Source organism: Shimia sp. R9_1, from assembly GCF_017743775.1.
GTDB lineage: Bacteria > Pseudomonadota > Alphaproteobacteria > Rhodobacterales > Rhodobacteraceae > Shimia.
The window spans coordinates 124908-148924 of record NZ_JAGHRN010000004.1; the positions used below are offsets into that span (position 1 = coordinate 124908).

Sequence of the window (24017 nt, forward strand, 5' to 3'; positions counted from 1 at the left end):
ACGACCTGCCGTACAGTCAAAGCGGCGCAGTTGCGCCATCCAACCACACATTCTCCTCTGGTGCGAGACGTGGTGACAAAAGCTGACGACACGTCGCATGGTAGTCATTGAGCCAGTCACGCTCATCAGCGCTCAGCATGTCGGGCACAATCAGCTCGCGGGAAATGGGTGTATAGGTCAGGGTGCGGAACTGCAGCATTTCGCGGTGATCGTCGCCACCGGGCAGAGCAGGGGCTTCCTCAACCACAATCAGGTTCTCAATGCGAATGCCAAAAGCACCGGGGCGATAATAGCCCGGCTCATTGGACAGGATCATACCTGCCTCAAGCGGCACGTCGCTCACCCGGCTGAGGCGTTGGGGGCCTTCATGCACACAGAGATACGCACCAACACCATGGCCCAACCCGTGGTCAAAATCCTGTCCGGCCATCCAGAGTGGCAAACGGCCAATGGCCTCGATATGGCTGCCTGCGACGCCTTTGGGGAAGCGCATGCGTGACACGGCGATCATGCCCTGCAGCACACGGGTGAAGGCCACTTTGGCCTCAGTGTCGACTTCGCCAACCGGCAAGGTGCGGGTGATATCCGTGGTGCCATCGGCATATTGTCCGCCGCTGTCGAGCACCATCAGGTCGCCCTCTTGCAACTGGCGGTTGGTGTCTTCCGTGACGCGGTAATGCATGATCGCGCCGTGCGGGCCGGAGCCGGCAATGGTGTCAAAGCTGATGTCCAGCAGCGCATTGGTGGCGCGGCGGCTGTCTTCCAGTTTGCGCACCACATCGATCTCGGTGAGGGCGGTTTTCTCCTGTGCGTCAAACCAGCTTAGGAAGGTGCTGACGGCCGCGCCGTCCCGCAGGTGCGCCTCCACCATGCCCGCGATTTCTGCGGCGTTTTTGCGCGCTTTTGGCATCACGCAGGGATCCTGATCATAGGCAATCTCTGCCGCACTCTGGGCCACGGCGGCCTGCACTGCGATTGGTGCGCTTGCCTTGTCCAGCCGCACGGTGCCGCTGGATTTGGTCAGATGGGCAATAAAGCCTTCCGGATCATGGACACGCACCTCTGCGCCCAGATGGTCCTGAACCGCTGCAAGCTTTGCCTCTGCCATGAACAGATCCACGCTGGCATCTGCGTTGAGTATGGCAAACCCATGGGCCAGCGGGTTGCGCGGAATGTCGGCGCCGCGGATGTTGAGGAGCCAGGCGATGCTGTCCGGAAGCGTGATCACTGCGGCGTCATGGCCTGCGGAAGATAGCTCGGCGGCCAAACGGGTGCGTTTCTGGGCGTGGCTTTCCCCGGCAATATCCGTGGGATGGGCTTTTACGGCGGCCATTGGCGCGTCGGGCTGATCTTCCCAGATTGCGTCAATCGGGTTGGCCATGGGCGCAAAGGTGATGTCTGTGCCAGCCACGGCTTTTTGCAGCGCTTCAAGCTGACCGATTGTGTAAAGCCAAGGGTCAAAGCCAACGCGCCCCGCGCCCAGATGCTCCACAATCCAAGGCCCTGGCAGCACCTCAGGCCAGTCCACTGGGGTGTAGCAGTCGGCCACCTGTTCTTTGACCTGTGTGCGGTAGCGCCCGTCGACAAACACACCGGCGATGTCGCTCAGCACCACGCAGAACCCGGCTGAGCCGGTAAAGCCCGTCAGCCAGGCCAGACGATCGTCACGTGGCGCGACATATTCCCCTTGATGGGCATCCGCGCGCGGCACCAGAAACCCGTCCAGCCCTTGCGCCTTCAGACCCCCGCGCAGTTTCTCAAGCCGGGCAGGGCCTTGTTCCGGGCGTGCGGTGACGTTGAAATCCTGAAACATGGTGAGGCTCCGTGGCTGTAGGTTGAACGCGCGTTCAGTGATACGCAATCGCTCTGCAATGGCAAGTCAGTAAGAGAGGGAACTGGTGTTGGGGGAGCGGGGAGGGGACAGCCCCTCTCAGCCCCAGGATATTGAGTGGGACATTTGGCGCATGAGAAAACCGGCTTCTCATTCGTCAAATATCCCGGGGTGGGCACATCGCAGATGTGACAGGGGCAGAGCCCCTATCCCTTAACCTGCTTTGCGCATGCCCATCACACGTGCACGCGCACGCGGGTCGCTGTCAAACAAGGCGGCCAGCTGTTCAGTCATGGCACCGGCCAGCTGTTCCACATCAGTGATGGTCACCGCGCGGTCGTAGTAGCGGGTCACATCATGGCCGATACCGATGGCCAGCAGCTCAACAAGCTTGCGTTTTTCCACCATGGCGATCACGTCGCGCAGGTGTTTTTCCAGATAGTTGGCCGGGTTGACCGACAGGGTGCTGTCATCCACCGGCGCGCCATCAGAAATCACCATCAGGATTTTACGCTGCTCTGGCCGCATCATCATCCGGCGGTGCGCCCATTCCAGCGCCTCCCCGTCGATGTTTTCCTTGAGCAGACCTTCTTTCATCATCAGGCCCAGATTGGGGCGCACGCGCCGCCATGGGGCGTCGGCGTGTTTGTAGATGATGTGGCGCAGATCGTTGAGACGACCGGGCTGTTGCGGACGGCCTTCATTGAGCCATTTCTCCCGGGCCAAACCGCCTTTCCAGGCGCGCGTCGTGAAGCCGAGGATTTCGACCTTCACGTTGCAGCGCTCAAGCGTGCGCGCAAGCACATCGGCGCAGATCGCGGCAATAGAGATCGGGCGGCCGCGCATGGAGCCCGAGTTGTCCAGAAGCAGCGTCACGACGGTGTCGCGGAATTCGGTGTCATGCTCCATTTTGAAGCTCAGAGGCGTGGTAGGGTTGGCCACAACCCGCGCCAGACGGCCCGCATCCAGCGTGCCTTCCTCCAGATCAAACTCCCAGCTGCGGTTCTGCTGGGCCTGCAGGCGGCGCTGCAGACGGTTCGCAAGGCGGCTCACCGCGCCTTTGAGCGGTTCAAGCTGCTGGTCGAGATAGGCGCGCAGGCGCTCCAGCTCGACAGGCTCGGCCAGATCTTCGGCGGCAATCTCTTCGTCGTTGGTGGTGTCAAAAACCACATAGTTGGGGTCAGCCTCAGACACCGGAGGGGGCGGTGGCGGATCCAGCGGGGCCTCGCCATCAGGCATCTCCGCCTCATCAGACATTTCGTCTTCGGCCATGTCATCCATAGTGACCTGAGCTTCGGACATGTCCTGCTGCTCTTCCTGAGACTGCTCAGGGTTGGCTTCCGCGTCTTCTTCGTCCTGATCGTCCTCGCCGGTGCTGTCCGGGTTGTCCTCTTCCTCGGATTCCGGTTCTGCCTCGTCCTGATCATCCTCAAAATCGTCAGGGTCGTCGCCAAGCTGGTCGCCGTAGCCGAGGTCGTCGATGATCTGACGGGCGAATTTCGCAAAGGCCTGCTGATCTGACAGAAGATCCTGCAGATCGTCCAGATGTTCGCCGGCGTTCTGTTCGATATAGCCGCGCCACAGTTCCATCACATTGGCCGCTGCCGGGGGCAGATCGCGGCCGGTTGCCAGATGGCGGATCAGATAACCTGCGGCGGTGGCCAGAGGGGCCTGATCGCGGGCGGTGATCTCACCATAACCGCGGCCTGCAGCCTCATGGCTGATCTTGACGTCAATATTGGTCGCGGTGCCCGGCATCTCGCGCGCGCCCATGGCCTCGCAGCGCGCGGTTTCCATCGCCTCATAGAGGTCACGCGCCATGCCCTGACCGGGCGCATAACGCAGATGGGTCGCGTCATCGTGATATTTGTGCTGCAGCGCCAGCGCATCCGCTGTGCCGCGCGCCAAAAGCACCTCATCGCGGGTCATGCGACGGCTCACTTGCGGCAGGCGCAAGCTGTCGCCGGAAATGCCGGAAGGATCAACCGTGTAGGTCACCGACAATTCCGGATCGTCGGCCATCACTTTGGTGGCCTCTGCCAAGGCCTTTTTGAACGGATCAGCGGGGTTGTCGGACTTCTTGATCATGCCAGTGATTAATCACGGGAGCGGCGGCATGTGCAAGGCGTGAATGCGATTTCCTATGGTCTGAACGTCGCGGCCAATGTGGCGGTGCTGGCAAGGTTAAAGCACCATGTTGCGGCAATCGGCAATACGTTGGACAAGCGCCGCCTCGGCGCGTTCAGCCACACCGCGATCAAAGCTGTAGAACGAATGCGCGAGCAGACCGGCGACTTCGCTCCAGCCTTGCGCGCGCCACTGCACGGAAACCTGCGTGCCATCCTCGTCTGGCAAGGCATCGGGCAAAACCGCTTCGAGCATCAGATCAAAGGTTTCCACCAAGGCGGCATTGCCATCCGCTTCGGGGTTTTGAACCGCACGCTGATGTGTGGTCAGCGCCGAGATGCGCCCGGAGCAGGTGGCAAAGGCTTGCGCCTGTTGGTGCGGCCAAATTGGCAGAGAGGAAGCAGCGGTGCCCATGGTCAGCAGGGCGGCGCCACAGAGAAGGCTGCGGAAGGTCGTGCGTGCTGAATATGTCATGTAACAAGTTTATGACGCTTCGGCGGTCAGTCAATACTGTATATACAAATGATATTACAAATATATCTCACGTGTGAGTGAGCGTGCCTGAAGCATGTGCGTTCTGCGGCTCCGATTTGGAGGCTTTGCTGAACGCGCAACATTTCAGCCGCAGGCTGGGCTTCGCACAAACAAAAAAGCCGCCTCAAGGAGGCGGCTTCTAAAATCTCTGAAAGCAGGCTTAGCCGAGGCTGACGCTGGCTGCGCTTTCCGGCAGTTCTTCGTCAAAGCAGCGCTGGTAGAACTCTGCAACGGTCTGGCGCTCCAGCTCGTCACATTTGTTCAGGAAGCTCAGGCGGAAGGCATAGCCGACATTGCGGAAGATTTCCGCGTTCGCGGCCCAGTTGATCACGGTCCGTGGGCTCATCACGGTAGAGAGGTCGCCGTTCATGAAGGCTGTCCGGGTCAGGTCTGCGACGGTGACCATCTGGTTCACAATCTTGCGGCCCTCAGCGGTGTTGTAGTGCGGCGCTTTGGACAGAACGATGGCGGCTTCAGCGTCATGGCTCAGATAGTTGAGCGTGCTGACCAGCGACCAACGGTCCATCTGGGCTTGGTTGATCTGTTGGGTGCCGTGATAGAGGCCGGTGGTGTCACCCAGACCAACGGTGTTTGCGGTGGCAAACAGACGGAAGTAGGGGTTCGGCTTGATCACTTCGTTTTGGTCGAGCAGCGTCAGCTTACCGTCTGCTTCCAGCACTCGCTGGATCACAAACATCACGTCCGCACGGCCCGCATCATATTCGTCAAACACGATCGCAGTCGGGTTGCGCAGCGCCCATGGCAGGATGCCTTCGTGGAATTCAGTGACCTGCTTGCCGTCGCGCAGTTTGATCGCATCCTTACCGATCAGGTCGATACGGCTGATGTGGCTGTCGAGGTTCACACGCACACAGGGCCAGTTCAGACGCGCCGCAACCTGTTCGATGTGGGTGGATTTACCGGTGCCGTGATAGCCCTGAATCATCACACGACGGTTGTGGCCAAAGCCTGCGAGGATCGCCAACGTGGTTTCCGGGTCAAACTTATAGGTCGGGTCGATTTCCGGCACACGGTCTGTACGCTCCTCAAAACCCTTGATTTTCATATCGCTGTCGATGCCAAAGACTTCGCGCAGATCAATGTCTTCAGTGGGCTTTGTGTTGCTGTCCATGATGCCGTCGGCCATGCTCGTTGTCCTTCCATGTGCCGCGCAATCAGGGGCGGCCGAAATCTACCGGCCTTTGGTGCATCAAATTGAAAAGGATCACAAGCGAAACCACAAAAAAGACGCGGCGTTGTGCATTGGCTGCAAGAGGCCGCTCTTTTGGCGCGCTATTGATCGGGCAAAAGTGCCCGCCAAAGGCACTTGCGTTGCGCCTTTAAACCTCGTCCAGCGCGGCGCGCACTGCTGCTGTGATTTTCTCGCGGCTCGCAGCATCCAGGCCCTGCATTTCCACCACAAGCTTGTCGCCTTGCTCGGTGGCGCTGGCGGCGCGGCGGTTGGTGCCGTGGCGCAGCACACGATAGGGGGTGATGGCGCGCGAGATGCCTTTGAAGTGCTGCGGCTCCAGCGGCTCGGCATCGACCAGATCACGGGCATGGGCGTAGGTTTCATAGCTCATCACAATGCCGCCGGGCTCCGCGATGCCTTCCAGCCGCGCGGCCAGATTGGCCTCCGCGCCGATGATTGTGTAATCCATACGGGTTTCTGAGCCGAAATTGCCGACGTTACAGTAGCCGGTGTTCAAACCCATGCGTGCGCGGAACGGGTGTTCCACCCCGCGTGCCCGCCAGATTTGTTCCAGCTCATCCAAGCGCTGTTGCATTTCAAGCGCCATGCGCACGCAGGCGCGGGCGTCTTCTGACACGCCTTGGGTGGAAGGATCCCCCACAAAGGCGACAATCGCATCGCCGATAAACTTGTCGATGGTGGCGCCGTGCTTGGCCGCGATCAGCCCCATTTCCGAGAAGTATTCATTCAGCAACGCGGTCAGCTCTTCGGGCTGCATCCGTTCCGTGGTGGCGGTGAAGTCTTTGATATCGCTAAAGAACACCGTCAGCTTTTTGCGCTCAGTGCTGATGGAGGCGTCTTTCTCCCCCTCAAAAATCGAGCGGTAGACCTGCGGTTCCAGATATTTGGAGATCTTGAGGGAGACATCGGCCAGAAAGGCGTTGTTCTCTGTCAGCTCTTTGTTGGCGTCGCGGAATTTGCCGGCCAGTTGCAGCTGGTGGCGCGCAAAGGTCACCACCAGAAAACCAGCCACCAGCATATAGGTCAACAGGAATTTGAATGAGCTCAGGTTCAGAGAAAGCGGCTGGCGCACATGCACGATTTGCAAGCCGCGCACCGCTTCAGGAGGCCAGGAGGCTGCGGTATCGGTGCCGCCAACCGCGACACAATCCGCGCAGTCCTCAGCATGGATCAGCGGCGTGGCCATTGTCAGACGGTGACCAAAGAGGCCGCCTTGCTCCTGCACAAGATGGGGGCGCTTGTTGTCAGGATCACGCAGGGTGGTGAGCGCATTGCGTTCAAACGGGCTCAGGTCTGAAGCCGACGCCTCGGTCCCCAAATCATCAAACACATAGCGGAAAGTCACGCCGGGCAGGATTTCTGAGAAGCGTTCTGACAGCGCGATCGCAGCCGTTTCCGCTGACGGGACACCAGCGTCAAGCTGCTCCGGATCGGAGACCTCCTGGCGGTAGAGCAGTGTCGCCTGCTGTGCGCCTTCTGCATCGCGCACAAAGACCTCAACATTGCTGGCGTAGTAGCTGCGGATATTGTCCATCAGCCGGTTCAGACCGGTCGCCTGCCGGTGCAGGTTGTGGTGGGACAGGCTGTTCAAATCGAACCACAGCGCCACAGGCAAAAGCATGATCGCGGTGGCCGCCACCAAATAAAGCTGCCTTGGGTGCGCTGTCAGGTGGTCGATCAGTTTCTGCATAAGTGTCCCCAACGGGCTAAGGGTGGTGCGGCGGGTGGTGCGGCAAAGGCCTCCTGCCATCGTAGCGGGACTTTGGCGCGGGTCCACCGGTGAAAGAGCACAGAGGTACAAACGCAAAAGGCGCGGCCAATCGGCCACGCCCTTTGGTGAAGCTTGCCATGCAACTATTTGAAGTTGCGGCTTTCCTTGATCTGATCCCAGGCCCAGACAACTTCTTGAAGCTGCTCTTCCTGGCTCCGGTCGCCGCCGTTCATATCCGGGTGCAAAACCTTGATAAGCTTTTTGTAGGCTTTGCGCACCTCGGCCTTGGTCCAATGGTCTTTGGCGTCCAGAATTTCGATCGCACGGCGCTCTGTTGGGGGCAGGCGCCGTCCGCCACCACCACCTTTGCCGGGGTTCTGCGTGGCGTTGCCGCCCAGCACCTGATGGGGGTCTTCAATGCCCAGTCGCGCCCATGCGCGCGTCTCTGGGTCAACAAACTTCTTGGTTTCGCGCTCCCAGACTTTGTCTTTGGAGTTCTGCGCGTTCATTTCGGCTTCGGTCTTGCCGTCAAAGAAGTTCCACTTGAGGTTATACTCGCGCACGTGGTCCTTGCAGAACCACTTGAATTCATCAAGCACATCCGGCGCGCGCGGGGCGCGGTAGGCGCCAGCCTCTTCGCAGCCGGGGTGCTCGCAGGTGCGGGTCGATGTCTCTGACGCACCTGTCATGCCACGGCGGCCGCGCGGGTTTTTCTTCTTCGCCGACTTCACGGACATATCGAAACCAAAGGGATCTGATTTGGTCATGAACTCACCTTTTCGACTCGGAGCAGAGAGTTTACCCTAACCAGAGGCAGATTGAAGAGGCTGGACGTAGAAAAATGAGCGTTGCACAAGAAATTCACAATAAGTTGGTGAGCGCTTTTTCGCCTGCTGAACTTGAGGTCGTTAATGACAGTGCGCGCCACGCTGGCCATGCGGGTGCCCCCGATGGCGGGGAAAGCCATTTTAATGTGCGTATCCGCGCATCTGCCTTTGCAGGCAAGTCGCGTCTTGCGCGTCACCGCGCCATTCATGCAGCTTTAGGAGAGGCGCTGATCGGCCGCATTCACGCGCTGGCCTTGGACGTTGATACGCCCGAAGACTAGGCGTTTGGCTGCCGCTCACTCTTGTTTGAGGGACTGCACGCCAGCACGCACCACTTCGTCCTGATCCCGCTCGGCAGGTTCCTCGGCATCTGCTTCCGGTGCTTCGGATGGCACGTCAGCCGCTGGTTCGGCGGAGTCTTGTGACTGTACCGGAGAGGGCAGTGCGGCGGGCGTCGGTGTTTCCGTCGAAGCGAGCGGTTCCGATAGGGCGGGGCGGCGGTACACAAGGACCGTGCGATAGGTGGTTGTGGTGCTGGTCAACCCGCTGCGCTCTTCATGTGGCAGGGTTTCGGCGCGCACAAACTCCCATCCCTCAGCGGCAAGGTCATTCATATGCAGCTCAAGCGCATTGGCAAACCGGCCCTCAGGCCCTTTGATACCTTTGCCCTTCTGTCCGCGGGTTGGGGAGGGGACCACCTTATATTCATACGTCATATGTGTATTCCAGCGCCTAAAATAACTTGATCAGATCCGTCTGCGGCCGCTAGCCGCGCATTTTCTTGGGCAAAAGGCGCAGCCGCTCCGGGTAGTCGGGCACCTCTGCATGTTCCTTGAAGAACGCCCAGCTCGGAAACTTGTCCTGCGGGTCGCGTTTCTTGGACAGGGCCGTGCGCATGACCGACTGACCGAGCTCTTTGGCCAAGGCATCAACGCAGATCTGCACAAGCGGCCACTTCTTGTGGTAGTCATGCCCGGCGATCATGCCGCCGACTTTCACCTTGGCGAGCCAGTCAAACATGGTTTTGCCGCGCTCTTCGCCCGTATGGGCATAGCCATCAATATATACAAAATCGAAGAACTCATCAGGGAAAGCATCCAGCGCGTCCTCAAAGCTCATGCGCAGCAGCCAGTAAGGCTTGCCCATCCCGACGTTTTTGAGCGCGTCGATGTATTCCTTGGTGTCGTGGTGATCTCCGTAAAGATCCACCCCATAGAGTTCTTTGAAGAGTCCGCTTTCCATCAAACGCTTGGAATACCAGCCGCCTGCAACGCCAAGTTCAATGCCAATCAGCCCGTCACGTTCCAGGAACTGCGGCAACTCTTTGCGCTCTTGCAGAATGTCGATCACGTCTACCATTTGAAGTCAGCTATTCACGTAATTTCACCAAGGGTCCAGCATGCAGGAGGCCGTCTGCGGCCTTTGCGCCAAAACGTGGCGCGGCTGCATCGTCCTCATAGCGAGGCCCCACTCATTTCCGGTTTATTTTTTCGCGGTTTTTGCGGTTTTGCGGCGAATGCCCATCTGACGGCCAACCCGCTCAGGGCGGCGCAGTTTGCTATGGGCCTCCGCTAGCTTGGCAAAGTTGGCTCGTATGTCCTCAGGCATCGGCGTGACGTTTGGGCCGGACCGATCAATATGAAGCCCGAGACCTTCGCCTGTGGCCGCAAGCCAGCCATCTTCGTGCCAAAGCTCCTGATAGAAGTGGAAGCTCTTCTCATCATGATCGAGCAGCTGGAATGTCGCTTGCACCCAGTCGCTGACATACAGCTCACGGATATAGCAAAGGTGGAACTCTGCTGAGAAGGTCGTATTGCCCGTCGCGGTGCGATACTCCGCGTTCAATCCCAATTGGTCAAAAATCTGATCCACGCCGCGGTCAAACAGAACATTGTAAAACGCCATGTTCAGGTGGCCGTTAAAGTCGAGCCATTGCGCCTCGACAACCATCGGGGTGGAGAAAAACGGGGCCTTAAATGTCATGCTTAGGTTCCTCAAAACGTGACAGAACTTATGCGGCGCTGGGGGCGATGCATCAAGAGAAAGTCGCCTTTTACGGGCGGACAAGCTGGCGGTTTTGATGGGACGAAGGTTCTGTCAGGTGCAGCACTTCTGGAACAACGACCCGTGGATCACTCTGCAGCCGAACACAATTCTGCGAGGAGTTTCAAATTGGTTAATTCGTGTCTTGATTTAGGGCTGCGCCGCTCTATACACCTCTCACTTATTGGAGCAGGTACATGACTTACTTAAGGTTTTTCTTTCCGTGGACGTCAGGAATGGCGCTCAAGACTGACGTATCTCTGCTCCGAAAGCAGATCCGCGCCACCTAGCGCGCGATCTCAGGCCATGAGCGCTTTCGCCTGAGCGGGTGTTTCAATGAGACTCGCTGCAGGGGAGGGACTCCCGCACTTTCTCTCAGGCACAACCACCTCAAATGGTGCGTTTTTACCCAGGAGGACTTCGCGTCAGCGACACATGTCTTCGGTACGCTGGCGTGTAACGGTACTAAGATTAAAGAGGAAATCACCGAATGTTTGACCTATCTTATGCGCGGTTTTGGTCCGCCGCTGCATTTTGTGCGATGGCAGGGGCGTCACAGCCCGCGCTGGCGCAAGACACCGCCATGAGCAGCGAGGCGGTCGCCTTGCAAGAGAGCTGTGCAGCGGGGGAAATGGAGAGCTGTTATGAGCTTGGCCATCTGTTCTACAGCGGCGAGGGTGTCGAGTGGGACGAAACCAAGGCTGCGGCACTTTATGTTCGGGCCTGCGACGCAGGGTTTGAGCGCAGCTGTGCAGATGCCGGATACATGTATCGACACGCGCGCGGTGTAGAGCTCGATTTGACACGCGCAGCGGGCTACGACGTGAGAGGCTGCGAAGCCGGAGAAGTCTGGGCCTGTACATCGGTTGGCCGCAGCTATGAGCTTGGCAACCGTGTCGACGAGGGCGATGTTGCGCAGGATATCGCGAAGGCGGCACATCTGTACAATCTGGCGTGTGAAGGCGGTCGGGCCGAAGGCTGCGCATACCTCGGCATCTTGCAATCAGAGGGGCGCGGCGTTGCGCAAGACTATGATCTGGCGATAAAAAACTTTGAAGCGGCTTGCTATGATGCGGGCAATTCCCTTGCTTGTTCCAAGCTTGGGTTTCTTGCCATTGAAGGGGACGGGATGAAGCAAGACTTCACCCAAGCCACGATCCTGCATTCCTATGGGTGTGACAGCGAACAATGGGCAAGCTGTCGTGCGCTGGGGCAGGTTTATGAACATGGATACGTGGGAATTGAAAACAAACGTCTGGGACTGAGCAAGTATATCCAGGCCTGCGAAGGGCGCTATGGCTATGATGCTGAAGGCTGCGCTTATGCGGGTATCGTGTATGATTTCGGCAGAGGCGTTCCCGTGGATGACCAACGGGCGGTTCATTATTATGAACGCGGCTGCGAAGGTGGATCGGCCACTGGGTGCGCAAGTCTTGGTGGTGCCTATGCCAAAGGGGAAGGTATCGAGCAAGACCATGAAAAAGCACTGCATTACTCGGTGATGGGCTGTGAGTTGGGCAGTGAATATGGCTGTTTCAACAGTGGCCTCGCATACATGTTGGCAAACGGTGTCGAGGAAGATCCAGTGGTTGCGGCGAATTACTTTGATCAAGCCTGCCAAGGCGGCCACGTTTCGGGCTGCAGCAATCTCGGAACCGCTTATCGGGACGGGGACGGTGTAGAGCAGGACTTTCAGAGAGCGTATGAGCTCTATGAGTACGCCTGTGAGAAAAATGATGGTCTCTCTTGCAGCAACTTAGGCTGGCTCTATCGGAACGCCCAAGGCGTCGAGCGGGACTATGAAAAGTCGCTGGAAATCTTTCTGGGCGCTTGTGAGAAAGGCTATGCCCATGGCTGCTATGTGGTGGGTTTCCAGTATCTGAAAGGGGAAGGGGTCGACAGAGACAAAGAGGTCGCTGAGACCTACCTCAATCAAGGCTGTGAGATGGGCGAGGAATATGCCTGCGAACTGCTCGAAGACGAATTTGGTGGTTTCAGATTGAAAAAGAAGAAACGCTAAACTGTCTGACAGACCTGTATGCGGCCCGCTGGTTTTCACCGGCGGGCCGTTTTCTTTGCTGGCACCTCCACGCGGACGTGTTGGCGATGTTTCGGCGGCTATGCCTTCCCCAAAAGCGGGGCAGGTTTGGCGCGCAGGCGGTTGGTGCATTAACCTTTGAAATGCAAAAACGCGCCGGTTTTTACACCGACGCGTTAAAGTCGCGATACAGACGCAATACCGACGTTGCGGTTTAGCCGTTCAGCTTCTGCGCCACCAATTGGTTAACAGCCTTCGGGTTGGCCTTGCCGCCGGTGGCTTTCATGACCTGACCCACAAACCAGCCAGCCAGTTTCGGGTTCTGTTTGGCTTTCTCCACCTGAGCCGGGTTGGCTGCGATGATCTCATCCAGCGCCGCTTCGATTGCGCCGGTGTCGGTTACCTGCTTGAGGCCTTTTTCTTCAACGATCTTAGCGGGATCGTCTTTGGTCTCGATGTGGATCTCAAGCACGTCTTTGGCGATCTTGGTGCTGATTTCGTCAGAGGCGACCATGGCCAGAATGGCGGCGTTTGCTTCTGGTGCGACCAGCTCCTGTGGGCGAACCTCAGCTTTGTTGGCGCGGCCCAGAACTTCGTTGATCACCCAGTTTGCGGTCTTCTTGCCGTCACCTTTGCCCACGGAGGCTTCAAAGTAATCAGCCAGATCAACCTCAGCCGTCAGCACCGAAGCATCATATTCGGTCACGCCGTAGTCTTTGATAAAGCGTGCTTTTTTCTGATCGGGCAGCTCTGGCAGAGTCTTGGCGATATCATCCACCCAGCCCTGTTCGATCTCCAGTGGCAGGAGGTCGGGATCGGGGAAGTAGCGATAATCATGCGCTTCTTCTTTGGAGCGCATGGAGCGGGTTTCGTTCTTGTCCGGATCATAGAGACGGGTCTCCTGATCAACAGAGCCACCGGCCTCGACAATCGCAATCTGACGGCGCGCTTCATTTTCGATCGCCGCCTGAATGAAGCGCATGGAGTTCATATTCTTGATTTCGCAGCGGGTGCCCAGATGCGAGAAGTCCTGTGTTTCCATGTACTTCTCATACTGGCCCGGACGACAGATAGAGACGTTCACGTCCGCACGCAGGTTGCCGTTCTGCATGTTGCCATCGCAAGTGCCCAGATAGCGCAGGATCTGGCGCAGCTTGGTGACATAGGCGGCGGCCTCTTCGGGGCCACGAATGTCAGGACGGCTCACGATTTCCATCAGCGCCACACCGGTCCGGTTCAGGTCCACGAATGACATGTTCGGATCCATGTCGTGCACGGATTTGCCGGCGTCCTGCTCAAGGTGGATACGCTCAACACGCACCAAGCGTGCAACGCCGGGGCCCATGTCCACGAGGATTTCGCCTTCGCCGACAATGGGTTCATAAAGCTGGGAAATTTGGTAACCCTGCGGCAGATCCGGATAGAAGTAGTTCTTGCGGTCAAAGGCGGATTTCAGGTGAATCTCGGCGTTCAGGCCAAGACCTGTGCGCACCGCTTGCTCCACGCAATACTCGTTGATGACAGGCAGCATGCCCGGCATCGCGCTGTCCACGAAAGCCACATTGGCGTTGGGCTCTGCACCAAAGGTGGTGGAGGCACCGGAGAACAGCTTCGCATTGGAAGAAACCTGCGCGTGCACCTCCATACCAATGACCAGTTCCCAGTCATGTTTGGCACCCGCGATCACTTTGGGCTTGGGGGTCTCATATGTCAGGTCGAGCATCGCTCACGCTCCTTGAATATCTGGCTGGTCTGCGTTCTAGGCCAGCCAGAAGTGAGGAGCAAGGGGGCAGCCGCCTATGGGTTGGCCTGAGTGATGCCTTCGGGCGTGAAATGCACGGTTTGTCCGGCTTTCAGGCTGCTCATGAAAGGCATGGCCACGGCCTGAAGGGCCACGTCGCGCCCCTTTTCAGAGAGGCGCTCTTTGGAAATCACACGAGAGGTGTTTTCAAAGCCTATTTCCGCATGGCCCCAGATCAGTGGATGAATTTCGCGCAGGTGGTCATGAACCACCATGTCAAAGCCCTTACGCAGGGCGGGCGGCAAGTTGCTGTTGAGCGCGCCGGTGTCATATTGCCCGCGGGCATATTGCCAGCTGCGATAAAGGTGGGCCGCCATGAGATTCGCCGCATGTTGATCGCCACGGCGCTTCAATGCGTCGGAGACACCATCAAGGAAGTATTCAATTTCAATGACTTCCAACCCGCTTGGGTCAATAAGCAGAGAGTCAAACCAGACCCATGCATATGCGCCTGCGCCCCAGATGTCATAGGTTTGTGCCGCGATCCGGCGGGCTTGCAAGTCGAGCTGGTCAAAATCACCGTACCAGCGGGGCAGCAGATAGTTCCCCAAGGCCCGCATGTGCCGTGGGTTCAACGGATCCAGTGCGATCAGCGATTCATATTCGGTGCAAAGCGCCTTTGTCGGGTCTTCCAATCCGGGGAGCAGCGCGCAGCGGGCTGCTGACAGCGCGGAGGAGTGGTGGATCTTGGGGCAGAAGCGATCCAGAATTTCCGTGGCCCGCGCAAAATGGGAGTGAAACGCCTCGCGATTGATTTCCCGTGTGTCGTCTTTAGCGATCGCGCCGCGCCACGCCCAGCCGATGTCGATGTGCATATGGGCCACAACCAAGGCAATCGGATAGCTGTCAGCGAAATCTTCCAGCAGATACTCCATAGCCTCGATGCCATGGAAAAAATCCGCGTCTGAGGCGGGTTTGCCGTGCAGCAGCGCATGTTCCGCCGCACGCACCACATCGGCACGTGCACCAAACAGCATGAGTTCTGACAAGGGGGCGCCGGAGGTGGTGGCCGCGCGGTTTTGATCATGTGTGCGGATCAGATCTTCGAGCTCTTCCCAGCGCTCTTGCCGGGCAAGGAACTGGCCCTGCGCACGGGTGTCTTCGCTCTCCACTTGATCTGGCGTTTCGGCGTTGACCGGAATTTGCAAGCGTGTGAGCAGATCGCGATAGGTCTGCTGAGTGTCAGAAGGGCGACCCGCCGCCGGAGTGGCGCGGGCAGGGGCAAAGGCCTCATTCAGCTTGCGCAGCGCTGGAGCCGCAAATGCGGACGCAGGACGAACGTTTTGAGGTGTTCGCTTGCGTGTCCGTTCTTTGAGAAAGAATTTCATTGTGGCTCCGTGATCTAATAGAGCCCACTATGATTTCGCTTTCAGGCTAAAAAAGGGCATCAACTTGAAATCATGCCGTCAAGTCGGCGTCGATTTTCAAGCAAGGTTTGCGGCTAGATCAGCCGCAAGCGGTCATGTTCGACCGCAACGCCAAGTGTTTGCAATGCCGCCTCCAGATCTGCTCTGGGTGGTAAAACATCCTGTGGTATCCGCACCTTAGCGCCATCCTGCATGACAAATGTCATGCGAAAAGCCACGTTCAGGCGGGTCGCGATCTGGATGGATTTGATCTGCCCCAGCTCTATTTCCGCCTCCTGAGTGGCGTTTTTCCAGCGCACCTCAGCCTCAGAGAGGGCAAAATTTGCAACCGGATTAAAGAGCACATCCACCAGAGTGGGGAGCGCAAAGAGCGACAAGAAGGCGACGATGGCCCAATAGGTGCCAGCCAGCAGCATGCCGCCGAGCGCCATCACCGCCAAAATCAAGACGGTGATGCTGCGCGCGTTGCGGCCCTGCGCCCTGTGCGTGAGGATCGGCTCTGCTGTCATGCGTTCAGGATGCGGGTCACCATTTCGGTGGTGTCCCGGCTGAGGCCGTCTTGACCGGCGATACGCTCAAGTTCGGTGCGGATTTTGCCTTGGCGTGTTTCATCATAGCGCTTCCATGTTTGGAAAGCGCTGCACATGCGGGCGGTGGTTTGCGGGTTCACCGGATCAAGCTTGATCAGCCAATCCGCCAGCAGGGTGTAGCCTGCGCCATCCTCAAAGTGGAAACCCGCGTGGTGCATCGCCAAAACGCCCATCACTGCGCGGAAGCGGTTCGGGTTTTTCCAATCAAAATCCGCATGTTGGGTGAGCGCTTGGGCGGTTGTGGCGACATTTTCGGGCTTGGCCTGCATGATCTGCATGGAGAACCATTTGTCGATCACAAGGCGATCATTCTGCCATTGATCATAAAATGCGCTGAGCGCGTCCTCGCCTTTTCCAGCATCCAGCAGTGCGCCAAGCGCGGAAAGTTGCAGGGTCATGTTGTCCGCTGCATCATACTGTTTGGCGGCTGTTTCGCCGCCGTCCAGCCGTGTCAGCAGCGAGAGCGCGGCATTGGCAAGGCTGCGTTGGCCGGTCGGGCCAGCATCCGGGCGATAGGGGCCTTCTACCTGATTGGCAGCATAAAGCGCGGGCAGCAGCTCTGCGAAACTCTGTGCTTTGGCTTCGCGCAGGGCTTCGCTGGCGGCGTGGATGGCCGCAGGATCGGGTGTTTCGCCCATCTTGTGCAGGGTTGCAGCGAGTTCGGATTGGGACGGCTGGCCCAGCATCAGCGCGCGGTAGGCCGGATCAAGGCTGTCATCACGCAGAAGCGCTTTAAGCCCATCCAGGTAGGCTGCGCTGGGCGCGTCGCCCTGCAGGATCGCCTTCAGCAGGCTGTCACGCGCCAGATCGCGACCGGCTTCCCAACGGTTGAAGGCGTCTGTGTCATGGGCCAGCAGGAACGCGCGGCGGTCATTGTCGATGTCATGCGTCAGCGTGACCGGCGCCGAAAAACCACGCAGGATAGAGGGGATAGGGCGGGTGGCGTGGTCGGGAAAGGTGAAGCTTTGCTCTTTTTCCGTCAGTTCAAGCACCTGCGTGGGCAGCACTTCGTCGCCGTTATCATTCAGAAGGCCAACTGCCACCGGGATAACCTGTGGTGCCTTTTGATCCTGCCCGGGTGTGGGCGCGCTTTTCTGGCTGAGGTGCAGCGTGAAGGTGTCTCCCTCATAGTCTTCGCGCACGGTCACCTCTGGCGTGCCGGATTGGGAATACCAGAGTTTGAATTGGCTCAGATCACGGCCCGTGCTGTCTTCAAACACCTGTATCCAGTCCTCAATGGTGCAGGCCTGACCATCGTGGCGGTCAAAATAAAGGTCGAGCGCCTTGCCGTAGGCCTCATCCCCAACCAGTGTTTTGAGCATGCCGATGACTTCGGCGCCTTTTTCATAGACGGTCGCAGTGTAGAAGTTGTTGATTTCTTGAAAGCTTTCCGGCCGCACAGGGTGGGAGAGTGGGCCCTGATCTTCCGGGAACTGGCGCGCGCGCAGGGCGATGACGTCGTCGATCCGTTTGACTGGCTCAGAGCGCATGTCCGCGGTGAACTGGGCGTCGCGGAACACGGTGAGGCCTTCCTTCAGGCAGAGCTGGAACCAGTCGCGACAGGTGATGCGGTTGCCTGTCCAATTGTGGAAATACTCATGAGCGATGATCGCCTCGATGCGCTCAAAGTTGCCGTCGGTAGCGGTTTCCGGAGAGGCCAGCACGCAGGAACTGTTGAAGATATTCAGCCCCTTATTCTCCATCGCGCCCATGTTGAAATCATCCACCGCGACGATGTTGAACTCATCAAGATCATATTCGCGGCCATAGACTTCTTCGTCCCAGGTCATGGATTTTTTGAGTGCTTCCATGCCGAAGGCACATTTGTGCTCGTCCCCCGGGCGCACCCAGATGGCCAGCTTGACCGGTTTGCCGGACATGGTGGTGAAGCTGTCTTCATGCGCGATGAGGTCGCCGGCGACCAAGGCAAAGAGATAGGCGGGTTTGGGCCAAGGGTCTGTCCAATTTGCAAAACCTGCGCCGCTTTCCGCACCGTTGCCGTTGGAGAGCATGACCGGTGTGTTGTCGCCGTCTGCCTCGATCCGCACATCAAAGGTGGACATCACATCGGGGCGGTCGGGGTAGTATGTGATCTTGCGGAACCCCTCGGCCTCACATTGGGTGCAGTACATGCCATTTGACATATAAAGCCCCTCCAACGCGGTGTTGGCTTGTGGGTTGATCTCGACCTCTGCCTCCCAAGTGAAGGCCGCGTTTGGCACGTCTGCTTCAATACCCCCCTCGACTGTGCGTGGCGTAACCTCAGCGCCGTCAACTTTGGCGGAAATCAGCGTAAGCTGTTCGCCATGCAGGAAAAAACGGCTGTCTGTTGCATCCGGATTTGGACGGAACCGGATTGTGGAAAGCACACGTGTCGCCGTTGGGTGCAGGCGGAACGTGAGCGCGACACTGTCCACGATGAAGCCAAAAGGCGTGTAGTCTTTCAGGTAGATCGTTTGCGGCGCGGCGTCTTTCATAGGGCTCTCCATCCATTGATTGCCTCTTGGTGTAATCCATCCGTGGCTGCCTGCAAGGGCTGAGTGTATTGGATTTACTTACGAAGACAGGGGCGAATGTTCGGTTTTGCCTGAAAATATCTTTGGTAAAAAAAGATAACCAATTTTGTTGCCTATCGGAAACCCATGCACTAATTGAAGTTCATCATAAGCCAAATGGAGAGCCGCGATGACCGATCGGGTGGAGAAACACGGGCTGCAAATTGCGCAGGAACTCTATGATTTCATTGTAAATCAAGCGTTGCCGGGGACGGATGTTGCGGAGGATACCTTTTGGGAAGGGCTGAGTGCGCTTGCGCATGATTTTGGTCCTGAGAACCGCGCGCTGCTGCAAAAGCGCGAAGAAATTCAACAGAAACTGGATGGCTGGCATCTGGCTCACAAAGGCCAAGCGCATGATGCCGAGGCCTATAAAGCGTTTCTGACCGAGATCGGTTATCTGGTGCCGGAAGGCGCGGATTTCGCGGTTGAGACAGGCAATGTCGATCCTGAGATCGCGGCGATTCCCGGCCCGCAGCTGGTGGTGCCGATTACCAATGCACGCTTTGCGCTGAACGCGGCGAACGCGCGTTGGGGCAGCCTTTATGATGCGCTTTATGGCACCGATGCGATGGGCGATCTGCCTGCCGGTGGCGGCTATGATGTGGAGCGCGGTGCGCGCGTGATCGCCTGGGGCCGTGACTTCCTGGACCGCTCCGTGCCGTTGGCCGAAGGCTCCTGGAGCGATGTCTCTGCATTGAGCGTTGTCGATGGTGCCCTGCAGCCTGCATTGAAAGACGCCGGCGCATTTGCCGGTCACGTTGGAGATGCCTCAGCTCCGTCGCGTATCTTGCTGAAAAACAACGGCCTTCACGTCATCGTCGAGATCGATCCGACCGGCAATATTGGCGCAACCGACGCGGCCAACATCAATGACATCACGCTGGAAAGTGCACTTTCCACCATCATGGACTGCGAAGATTCCGTGGCCTGTGTGGATGCGGAAGACAAGGTTGTCGCATATGGCAACTGGCTTGGCCTGATGAAACGTGACCTCGCAGAAGAGGTTGCCAAAGGCGGCAAAACCTTCACGCGCGTGCTGAATGGTGACGTGACCTTTACCGCAGCGAACGGTGCGGAAAGCGTTCTGAAAGGCCGCTCGCTGATGCTGGTGCGCAACGTTGGCCATCTCATGACCAACCCTGCCATTCTGGATCGCGACGGCAACGAGATTGGCGAAGGCCTGATGGACGCTTTGGTCACTGTGCTGATCGCGATGCACGACCTGAAGCAAGAGGGCGGCAACTCGGTGCATGGCTCGGTCTACATCGTGAAGCCAAAGATGCACGGCCCCGAAGAGGTTGCCTTCTCTGACCGTATTTTTGCGAAGGTCGAAGATGTGCTTGGCCTGCCGCGTCACACGGTGAAAATGGGCATCATGGATGAGGAACGCCGCACCTCGGCCAACCTCAAAGAATGTATCCGCGCGGCGAAGTCCCGTGTGGCCTTCATCAACACCGGCTTCCTTGACCGGACCGGCGACGAGATCCACAGCTCGATGGAAGCAGGCGCATTCCTGCGCAAAGGCGAGATGAAGACCACCCCTTGGATCCTGTCTTATGAGGATCGCAATGTGGACATCGGTCTGGCCTGCGGTCTGCAGGGCAAAGCCCAAATTGGTAAAGGCATGTGGGCCATGCCGGATCTGATGGGCGCGATGCTGGAGCAGAAAATCGGCCATCCGAAATCCGGCGCGAACTGCGCTTGGGTGCCATCGCCAACCGCAGCCACGCTGCACGCCACGCACTACCATGAGGTTGATGTGCTGGCGCGTCAGGACGAGCTGAAAGCCGGTGGCGCACGTGGCACGCTGGATGATCTGCTGACCATTCCGGTGATGGACGGGCAAAACCTCTCTGAAGAAGAGATCGCGGCGGAAGTCGAAAACAACGCACAGGGCATCCTGGGTTACGTTGTGCGCTGGGTTGATCAGGGCATCGGCTGCTCCAAGGTTCCGGACATCAACAACGTTGGCCTGATGGAAGACCGCGCAACCTGCCGTATCTCGAGCCAGGGTCTGGCAAACTGGCTGCACCAGGGCATCGTGTCCCAGGAGCAGGTGATGGAAGCCATGCAGAAGATGGCGGCCGTTGTGGATGCGCAGAACGCCAATGATCCGCTTTATGTGGCGATGGCGCCGGGCTTTGACGGCGTGGCATTCCAGGCGGCATGTGATCTGGTCTTCAAAGGACGTGTGCAGCCATCGGGTTACACCGAGCCGGTGTTGCATGCGCGGCGCCTGGAACTTAAGGCTCAAGCATAAAATTCAAGGTCAGGGCCATGCCCTGACCTTTCTTTATGGGAAGGAAACACCATGACAATCTCTCTGCGCCGCGCGCGTACAATCATCCGTAAGGCTCTGGAAAAAGGCCGTGAAATGGAACTCAAGCCACTGTCCGTTGTGGTTCTGGACGCTGGCGGCCACGTGCAGGCGTTTGAGCGCGAAGACGGCGCAGCGCCCGGACGTTTTGCCATCGCGCACGGCAAAGCTTACGGTGCTGTGATGCTGGGTATGGCGGGCACCGCACAGATGGCGCGTGCCGAACAGCAGGCCTATTTCATGGCGGCGGTCAACGGCGTTTATGGCGGTCAGGTTGTGCCTGTGCCGGGTGGCGTTCTGCTGCGCGACAAAAAAGGCGCTGTGATTGGCGCTGTGGGCGTGACCGGCGACACGTCTGATAATGATGCAATTGCTGCAATGGCAGGCATCGATGCGGTTGGATTGACCGGCGAAATCTGATCGGGGCTTTCTCTTGAGCTGCGCAGCGCCTATGTTGAGCTGCGCAGCAAGACAAAGAGGCCTACATGACGCGTCCTGTCGTCGGGATTATCGGAAACCACCACCTTATCAATGACGAGTATCCGGCACATGCTGGCGGATCCATGAATTCCGAAGCGGTTTCAATGGTTTCGGGCTGCATACCACTGCTCATCCCAGCGGACCCGCGTTACCTCTCGGTGGAGGAGTTGCTGGCCACATGTGATGGGTTTCTGCTGACCGGCGGCAGGCCCAATGTTCACCCAGAAGAATACGGCGAAGCGGCCACGGAGGCGCATGGTGCGTTTGACCGGGCGCGGGATTCGATTGTGCTGCCATTGGTGCGGGCCTGCGTGGAAAGCGGGCAGCCGTTTTTGGGAATTTGTCGGGGATTTCAGGAGGTTAATGTTGCCATGGGTGGCAGCCTTTACCCCGAAATTCGCGATCTTCCCGGGCGGGACAACCACCGGATGCCGCCGGATGGGACACTGGAAGAGAAGTTTGCCCTGCGCCATATCGTGACCTTCAGCGAGGATGGGCCGTTTCATAAGCTGATGGGCGCACGCGAAGTGATGACCAACACGCTGCATGGCCAAGGCATCAAACGGGCGGGAAATCGTGTGATCATAGATGGTTACGCCCCTGATGGTACGCCGGAGGCGATCTATATTGATGGCGCGCCGGGGTTCACCATGTCTGTGCAATGGCATCCGGAGTGGGAGGCGGGTGTTGACCCTGTGAGCCGCCCGTTGTTTGAGGCCTTTGGCGAGGCTGTGCGTGCCTGGGATGCCAAGAAAGAGGCGCGGCCGGTCCTGAAATCCGCCTGATTTTGCGCAAAGGTTAACGCCGGATTCCGCCTGTTTTGAACGTCGGTATCGCGTCTGTATCGCAGTGGTATTGCGTAGGTGCGAAATTCGGGGTGTAAAAACCTTAACGTGCCGACATCGAGATGTCATTTCGACCGGTTGGCGATGCAGCTGCGGCACGCCATTAATACAATTTTCAGAAATTTAGAGCGCTGAATTTAGCGCCGTTTCAAGAATTTAGTGCCTAGTGTTGGTCTGACTTTAGAAGACCAGCAAGGACCGAGCCATGCTTGAACAACGCGCGCCACTCATGGCCGAAAGATCAGTAAATACAGATGTGATCCGGCGCGAGCAGATGCTGGAGATTCTCAACAAGATGGAGCAGGGAATCGTTGTCTGGGACAGCGATGAAAACTGCTTGATGTTTAATGAGAGGATCTTTGTGGTTCTGGAGCTGAACCCGACGGATCTGCATATCGGGATGAAACGCGAGGCCTTTCTGGAGACAGCGGTCAGGTTGCAGGTCATTACGGCGGAGAGCAAAGAAGAGGCGCAGGCAAAGTTTAAGTCCGGCCAGCCCTTCAGCTTTGATCGCAGCCTGCCGTCGGGAAAAGTCATTTCCTCCTTTGCGCGGCCGATTTCGGGGGGCGGATATGTGGTGACATTCACGGATGTGACCCAGTTTCGCAAAGATGCTGCCGATCTGGTTGAGGCCAAGAAGACGGCGGAGAGAGCGGAGACCAAGGCGCTGAAGATGCTTGCCAAGGAGCAGGCCTGGCGCGAGGAGGCCAAGCTTCTTGGGGATCTGGATGAATGGTTGCAGAGCTGCAAATCGCTTTCAGAGCTGTTTGAAGTGGTTACCCAGTTTATGACCAAGCTGCTGCCGGACACGGCCGGGGAGCTCTATCTTTATTCCAACTCGCGGGACGTTTTGGACGGAGCCTGTGTGTGGGGCGGTGGCGAGGTGCATGAGCATATTGCGCCGGACAGCTGCTGGGCCCTGCGTCGCGGGCGGGGCTATCGTTATGACGCGGCGGGCCTTGGGCTGCAGTGCAGCCATGTGAGTGATCATCCCAGAGACAGTAAAGTCGACAACTCCCTTTGTGTGCCGATTGTGGCCCATGGCGACACCGTGGGTCTGATGCATGTGGTCTATCCCAAAGGGGCGTCAGAGGCTGAGGTCAAGCAGGGCTATGAATTTGCCTTGCAATGCGGGGAGCACATTAGCCTTGCGATTGCCAATGTGAAACTGCGCGATGAGCTGCATGATCAGAGCACACGGGATTCGCTGACCCGGCTGTACAACCGTCGCTATTTCCTTGAGGCGATGCGCACCGAAGCCAGCATGGCGGCGCGCAAGCGCACGGATTTCTCGCTGCTGTCCTTTGATGCGGATAAATTCAAATCCTTCAACGACAACCACGGCCATGATGCCGGTGATATGGTGCTGCGCGCCATTGCCGACAAAATGCATGAGATGTTCTCTGAAGGGGCAACGCCGTGTCGCTTTGGCGGCGAGGAGTTTTCGGTACTGTTGCCCAATGTGGCGGCCGAAGAGGCCTACGGAGTGGCAGATGAATTGCGCCGCGCGGTGGAGGAAACCACGGTGCGCTATGGGGCAGGGGAGCTGCCACCGGTGACCATTTCGATCGGGGTTGCCAGCTTTAGCAACCATGGGCCGCTATTGCAGGACATCATCAACGCCGCAGATCGCGCGCTCTATCAGGCCAAGAAAGACGGGCGCAATTGTGTGCGCTGCGCCAGCGCGCTTGAAGCGGGCTGATCCGCACGGAACCTTAGTGAGGAGGGCGGGCCC

19 protein-coding genes are annotated in these 24017 nt (G+C 58.1%); 6 read left to right on the top strand and 13 right to left on the bottom strand.

Going from position 1 to position 24017, the window contains the following annotated elements; genetic code table 11:
- Nucleotides 1-16: 16 nt before the first annotated feature.
- The 6 genes from J7399_RS13970 to J7399_RS13995 all read right to left on the bottom strand — a co-directional run bounded on the left by J7399_RS13970 (nucleotide 17) and on the right by J7399_RS13995 (nucleotide 8183).
- Nucleotides 17-1813: an aminopeptidase P family protein gene (locus J7399_RS13970; RefSeq protein ID WP_209086979.1), complete on the bottom strand. Its 1797-nt coding sequence runs from the start codon at nucleotides 1811-1813 to the stop codon at nucleotides 17-19.
- 231 nt (nucleotides 1814-2044) lie between these two features.
- Nucleotides 2045-3919 (bottom strand): cobaltochelatase subunit CobT, encoded by a 1875-nt coding sequence (cobT, locus tag J7399_RS13975; RefSeq protein WP_209086980.1) that lies wholly within the window; start codon nucleotides 3917-3919, stop codon nucleotides 2045-2047.
- A 96-nt stretch (nucleotides 3920-4015) separates the two neighbouring features.
- Nucleotides 4016-4432, bottom strand: coding sequence for a hypothetical protein (locus J7399_RS13980; RefSeq protein ID WP_209063661.1), 417 nt, complete (start codon nucleotides 4430-4432; stop codon nucleotides 4016-4018).
- Nucleotides 4433-4652: 220 nt separating this feature from the next.
- Nucleotides 4653-5639: a cobaltochelatase subunit CobS gene (gene cobS / locus J7399_RS13985; RefSeq protein WP_209063659.1), complete on the bottom strand. Its 987-nt coding sequence runs from the start codon at nucleotides 5637-5639 to the stop codon at nucleotides 4653-4655.
- 193 nt (nucleotides 5640-5832) lie between these two features.
- Nucleotides 5833-7395 (bottom strand): adenylate/guanylate cyclase domain-containing protein, encoded by a 1563-nt coding sequence (locus J7399_RS13990; RefSeq protein ID WP_209086982.1) that lies wholly within the window; start codon nucleotides 7393-7395, stop codon nucleotides 5833-5835.
- Nucleotides 7396-7559: 164 nt separating this feature from the next.
- Nucleotides 7560-8183 (bottom strand): J domain-containing protein, encoded by a 624-nt coding sequence (locus J7399_RS13995; RefSeq protein ID WP_209063655.1) that lies wholly within the window; start codon nucleotides 8181-8183, stop codon nucleotides 7560-7562.
- Between the two features lie 74 nt (nucleotides 8184-8257).
- Here J7399_RS13995 and J7399_RS14000 point away from each other — a divergent pair, with 74 nt between their 5' ends.
- Complete coding sequence (locus J7399_RS14000) at nucleotides 8258-8524, top strand: BolA family protein (protein WP_209086984.1); 267 nt, start codon at nucleotides 8258-8260, stop codon at nucleotides 8522-8524.
- Nucleotides 8525-8539: 15 nt separating this feature from the next.
- Here J7399_RS14000 and J7399_RS14005 read toward each other — a convergent pair whose 3' ends face one another.
- The 3 genes from J7399_RS14005 to J7399_RS14015 all read right to left on the bottom strand — a co-directional run bounded on the left by J7399_RS14005 (nucleotide 8540) and on the right by J7399_RS14015 (nucleotide 10226).
- Nucleotides 8540-8959: a DUF4177 domain-containing protein gene (locus J7399_RS14005; RefSeq protein ID WP_209086986.1), complete on the bottom strand. Its 420-nt coding sequence runs from the start codon at nucleotides 8957-8959 to the stop codon at nucleotides 8540-8542.
- A 49-nt stretch (nucleotides 8960-9008) separates the two neighbouring features.
- Nucleotides 9009-9602, bottom strand: coding sequence for a class I SAM-dependent methyltransferase (locus tag J7399_RS14010; RefSeq protein WP_209086987.1), 594 nt, complete (start codon nucleotides 9600-9602; stop codon nucleotides 9009-9011).
- Between the two features lie 123 nt (nucleotides 9603-9725).
- Nucleotides 9726-10226 (bottom strand): thioesterase family protein, encoded by a 501-nt coding sequence (locus tag J7399_RS14015; RefSeq protein ID WP_209086988.1) that lies wholly within the window; start codon nucleotides 10224-10226, stop codon nucleotides 9726-9728.
- A gap of 550 nt (nucleotides 10227-10776) precedes the next feature.
- Here J7399_RS14015 and J7399_RS14020 point away from each other — a divergent pair.
- Nucleotides 10777-12306 (top strand): SEL1-like repeat protein, encoded by a 1530-nt coding sequence (locus tag J7399_RS14020; protein ID WP_209086989.1) that lies wholly within the window; start codon nucleotides 10777-10779, stop codon nucleotides 12304-12306.
- A 232-nt stretch (nucleotides 12307-12538) separates the two neighbouring features.
- On the opposite strand, the gene gatB is transcribed toward J7399_RS14020, so the two are convergent.
- From gatB to pepN, 4 genes are all read right to left on the bottom strand, one after another.
- Entirely contained in the window at nucleotides 12539-14047 is a 1509-nt protein-coding gene (gene gatB / locus J7399_RS14025) for an Asp-tRNA(Asn)/Glu-tRNA(Gln) amidotransferase subunit GatB (RefSeq protein WP_209086990.1), read from the bottom strand.
- A 74-nt stretch (nucleotides 14048-14121) separates the two neighbouring features.
- Nucleotides 14122-15453 carry a hypothetical protein gene (locus J7399_RS14030; protein ID WP_209086991.1) on the bottom strand — a complete coding sequence of 444 codons (1332 nt, stop codon included), beginning with the start codon at nucleotides 15451-15453 and terminating at the stop codon, nucleotides 14122-14124.
- 113 nt (nucleotides 15454-15566) lie between these two features.
- Nucleotides 15567-16001: a hypothetical protein gene (locus tag J7399_RS14035; protein ID WP_209086992.1), complete on the bottom strand. Its 435-nt coding sequence runs from the start codon at nucleotides 15999-16001 to the stop codon at nucleotides 15567-15569.
- The gene (gene pepN, locus J7399_RS14040) at nucleotides 15998-18559 is read right to left on the bottom strand and encodes an aminopeptidase N (RefSeq protein ID WP_209086994.1); all 2562 of its coding nucleotides are present in this window, start codon (nucleotides 18557-18559) and stop codon (nucleotides 15998-16000) included. Before pepN ends, J7399_RS14035 begins: the two co-directional genes overlap by 4 nt.
- A gap of 208 nt (nucleotides 18560-18767) precedes the next feature.
- Here pepN and J7399_RS14045 point away from each other — a divergent pair, with 208 nt between their 5' ends.
- The 4 genes from J7399_RS14045 (at nucleotide 18768) to J7399_RS14060 (ending at nucleotide 23984) form a co-directional block, all read left to right on the top strand.
- Complete coding sequence (locus tag J7399_RS14045) at nucleotides 18768-20900, top strand: malate synthase G (protein ID WP_209086996.1); 2133 nt, start codon at nucleotides 18768-18770, stop codon at nucleotides 20898-20900.
- Nucleotides 20901-20951: 51 nt separating this feature from the next.
- Complete coding sequence (locus J7399_RS14050; protein ID WP_209063632.1) at nucleotides 20952-21377, top strand: heme-binding protein; 426 nt, start codon at nucleotides 20952-20954, stop codon at nucleotides 21375-21377.
- A 65-nt stretch (nucleotides 21378-21442) separates the two neighbouring features.
- Nucleotides 21443-22222, top strand: coding sequence for a gamma-glutamyl-gamma-aminobutyrate hydrolase family protein (locus tag J7399_RS14055; protein WP_209086998.1), 780 nt, complete (start codon nucleotides 21443-21445; stop codon nucleotides 22220-22222).
- Nucleotides 22223-22487: 265 nt separating this feature from the next.
- Nucleotides 22488-23984 (top strand): diguanylate cyclase, encoded by a 1497-nt coding sequence (locus J7399_RS14060; protein ID WP_209087000.1) that lies wholly within the window; start codon nucleotides 22488-22490, stop codon nucleotides 23982-23984.
- Nucleotides 23985-24017: the final 33 nt, after the last annotated feature.

Bases quoted from the DNA above. Each gene is read 5' to 3' on its own strand.
- J7399_RS13970 (WP_209086979.1), bottom strand. From the start codon at position 1,813: ATGTTTCAGGATTTCAACGTCACCGCACGCCCGGAACAAGGCCCTGCC.
- cobT (WP_209086980.1), bottom strand. From the start codon at position 3,919: ATGATCAAGAAGTCCGACAACCCCGCTGATCCGTTCAAAAAGGCCTTG.
- J7399_RS13980 (WP_209063661.1), bottom strand. From the start codon at position 4,432: ATGACATATTCAGCACGCACGACCTTCCGCAGCCTTCTCTGTGGCGCC.
- cobS (WP_209063659.1), bottom strand. From the start codon at position 5,639: ATGGCCGACGGCATCATGGACAGCAACACAAAGCCCACTGAAGACATT.
- J7399_RS13990 (WP_209086982.1), bottom strand. From the start codon at position 7,395: ATGCAGAAACTGATCGACCACCTGACAGCGCACCCAAGGCAGCTTTAT.
- J7399_RS13995 (WP_209063655.1), bottom strand. From the start codon at position 8,183: ATGACCAAATCAGATCCCTTTGGTTTCGATATGTCCGTGAAGTCGGCG.
- J7399_RS14000 (WP_209086984.1), top strand. From the start codon at position 8,258: ATGAGCGTTGCACAAGAAATTCACAATAAGTTGGTGAGCGCTTTTTCG.
- J7399_RS14005 (WP_209086986.1), bottom strand. From the start codon at position 8,959: ATGACGTATGAATATAAGGTGGTCCCCTCCCCAACCCGCGGACAGAAG.
- J7399_RS14010 (WP_209086987.1), bottom strand. From the start codon at position 9,602: ATGGTAGACGTGATCGACATTCTGCAAGAGCGCAAAGAGTTGCCGCAG.
- J7399_RS14015 (WP_209086988.1), bottom strand. From the start codon at position 10,226: ATGACATTTAAGGCCCCGTTTTTCTCCACCCCGATGGTTGTCGAGGCG.
- J7399_RS14020 (WP_209086989.1), top strand. From the start codon at position 10,777: ATGTTTGACCTATCTTATGCGCGGTTTTGGTCCGCCGCTGCATTTTGT.
- gatB (WP_209086990.1), bottom strand. From the start codon at position 14,047: ATGCTCGACCTGACATATGAGACCCCCAAGCCCAAAGTGATCGCGGGT.
- J7399_RS14030 (WP_209086991.1), bottom strand. From the start codon at position 15,453: ATGAAATTCTTTCTCAAAGAACGGACACGCAAGCGAACACCTCAAAAC.
- J7399_RS14035 (WP_209086992.1), bottom strand. From the start codon at position 16,001: ATGACAGCAGAGCCGATCCTCACGCACAGGGCGCAGGGCCGCAACGCG.
- pepN (WP_209086994.1), bottom strand. From the start codon at position 18,559: ATGAAAGACGCCGCGCCGCAAACGATCTACCTGAAAGACTACACGCCT.
- J7399_RS14045 (WP_209086996.1), top strand. From the start codon at position 18,768: ATGACCGATCGGGTGGAGAAACACGGGCTGCAAATTGCGCAGGAACTC.
- J7399_RS14050 (WP_209063632.1), top strand. From the start codon at position 20,952: ATGACAATCTCTCTGCGCCGCGCGCGTACAATCATCCGTAAGGCTCTG.
- J7399_RS14055 (WP_209086998.1), top strand. From the start codon at position 21,443: ATGACGCGTCCTGTCGTCGGGATTATCGGAAACCACCACCTTATCAAT.
- J7399_RS14060 (WP_209087000.1), top strand. From the start codon at position 22,488: ATGCTTGAACAACGCGCGCCACTCATGGCCGAAAGATCAGTAAATACA.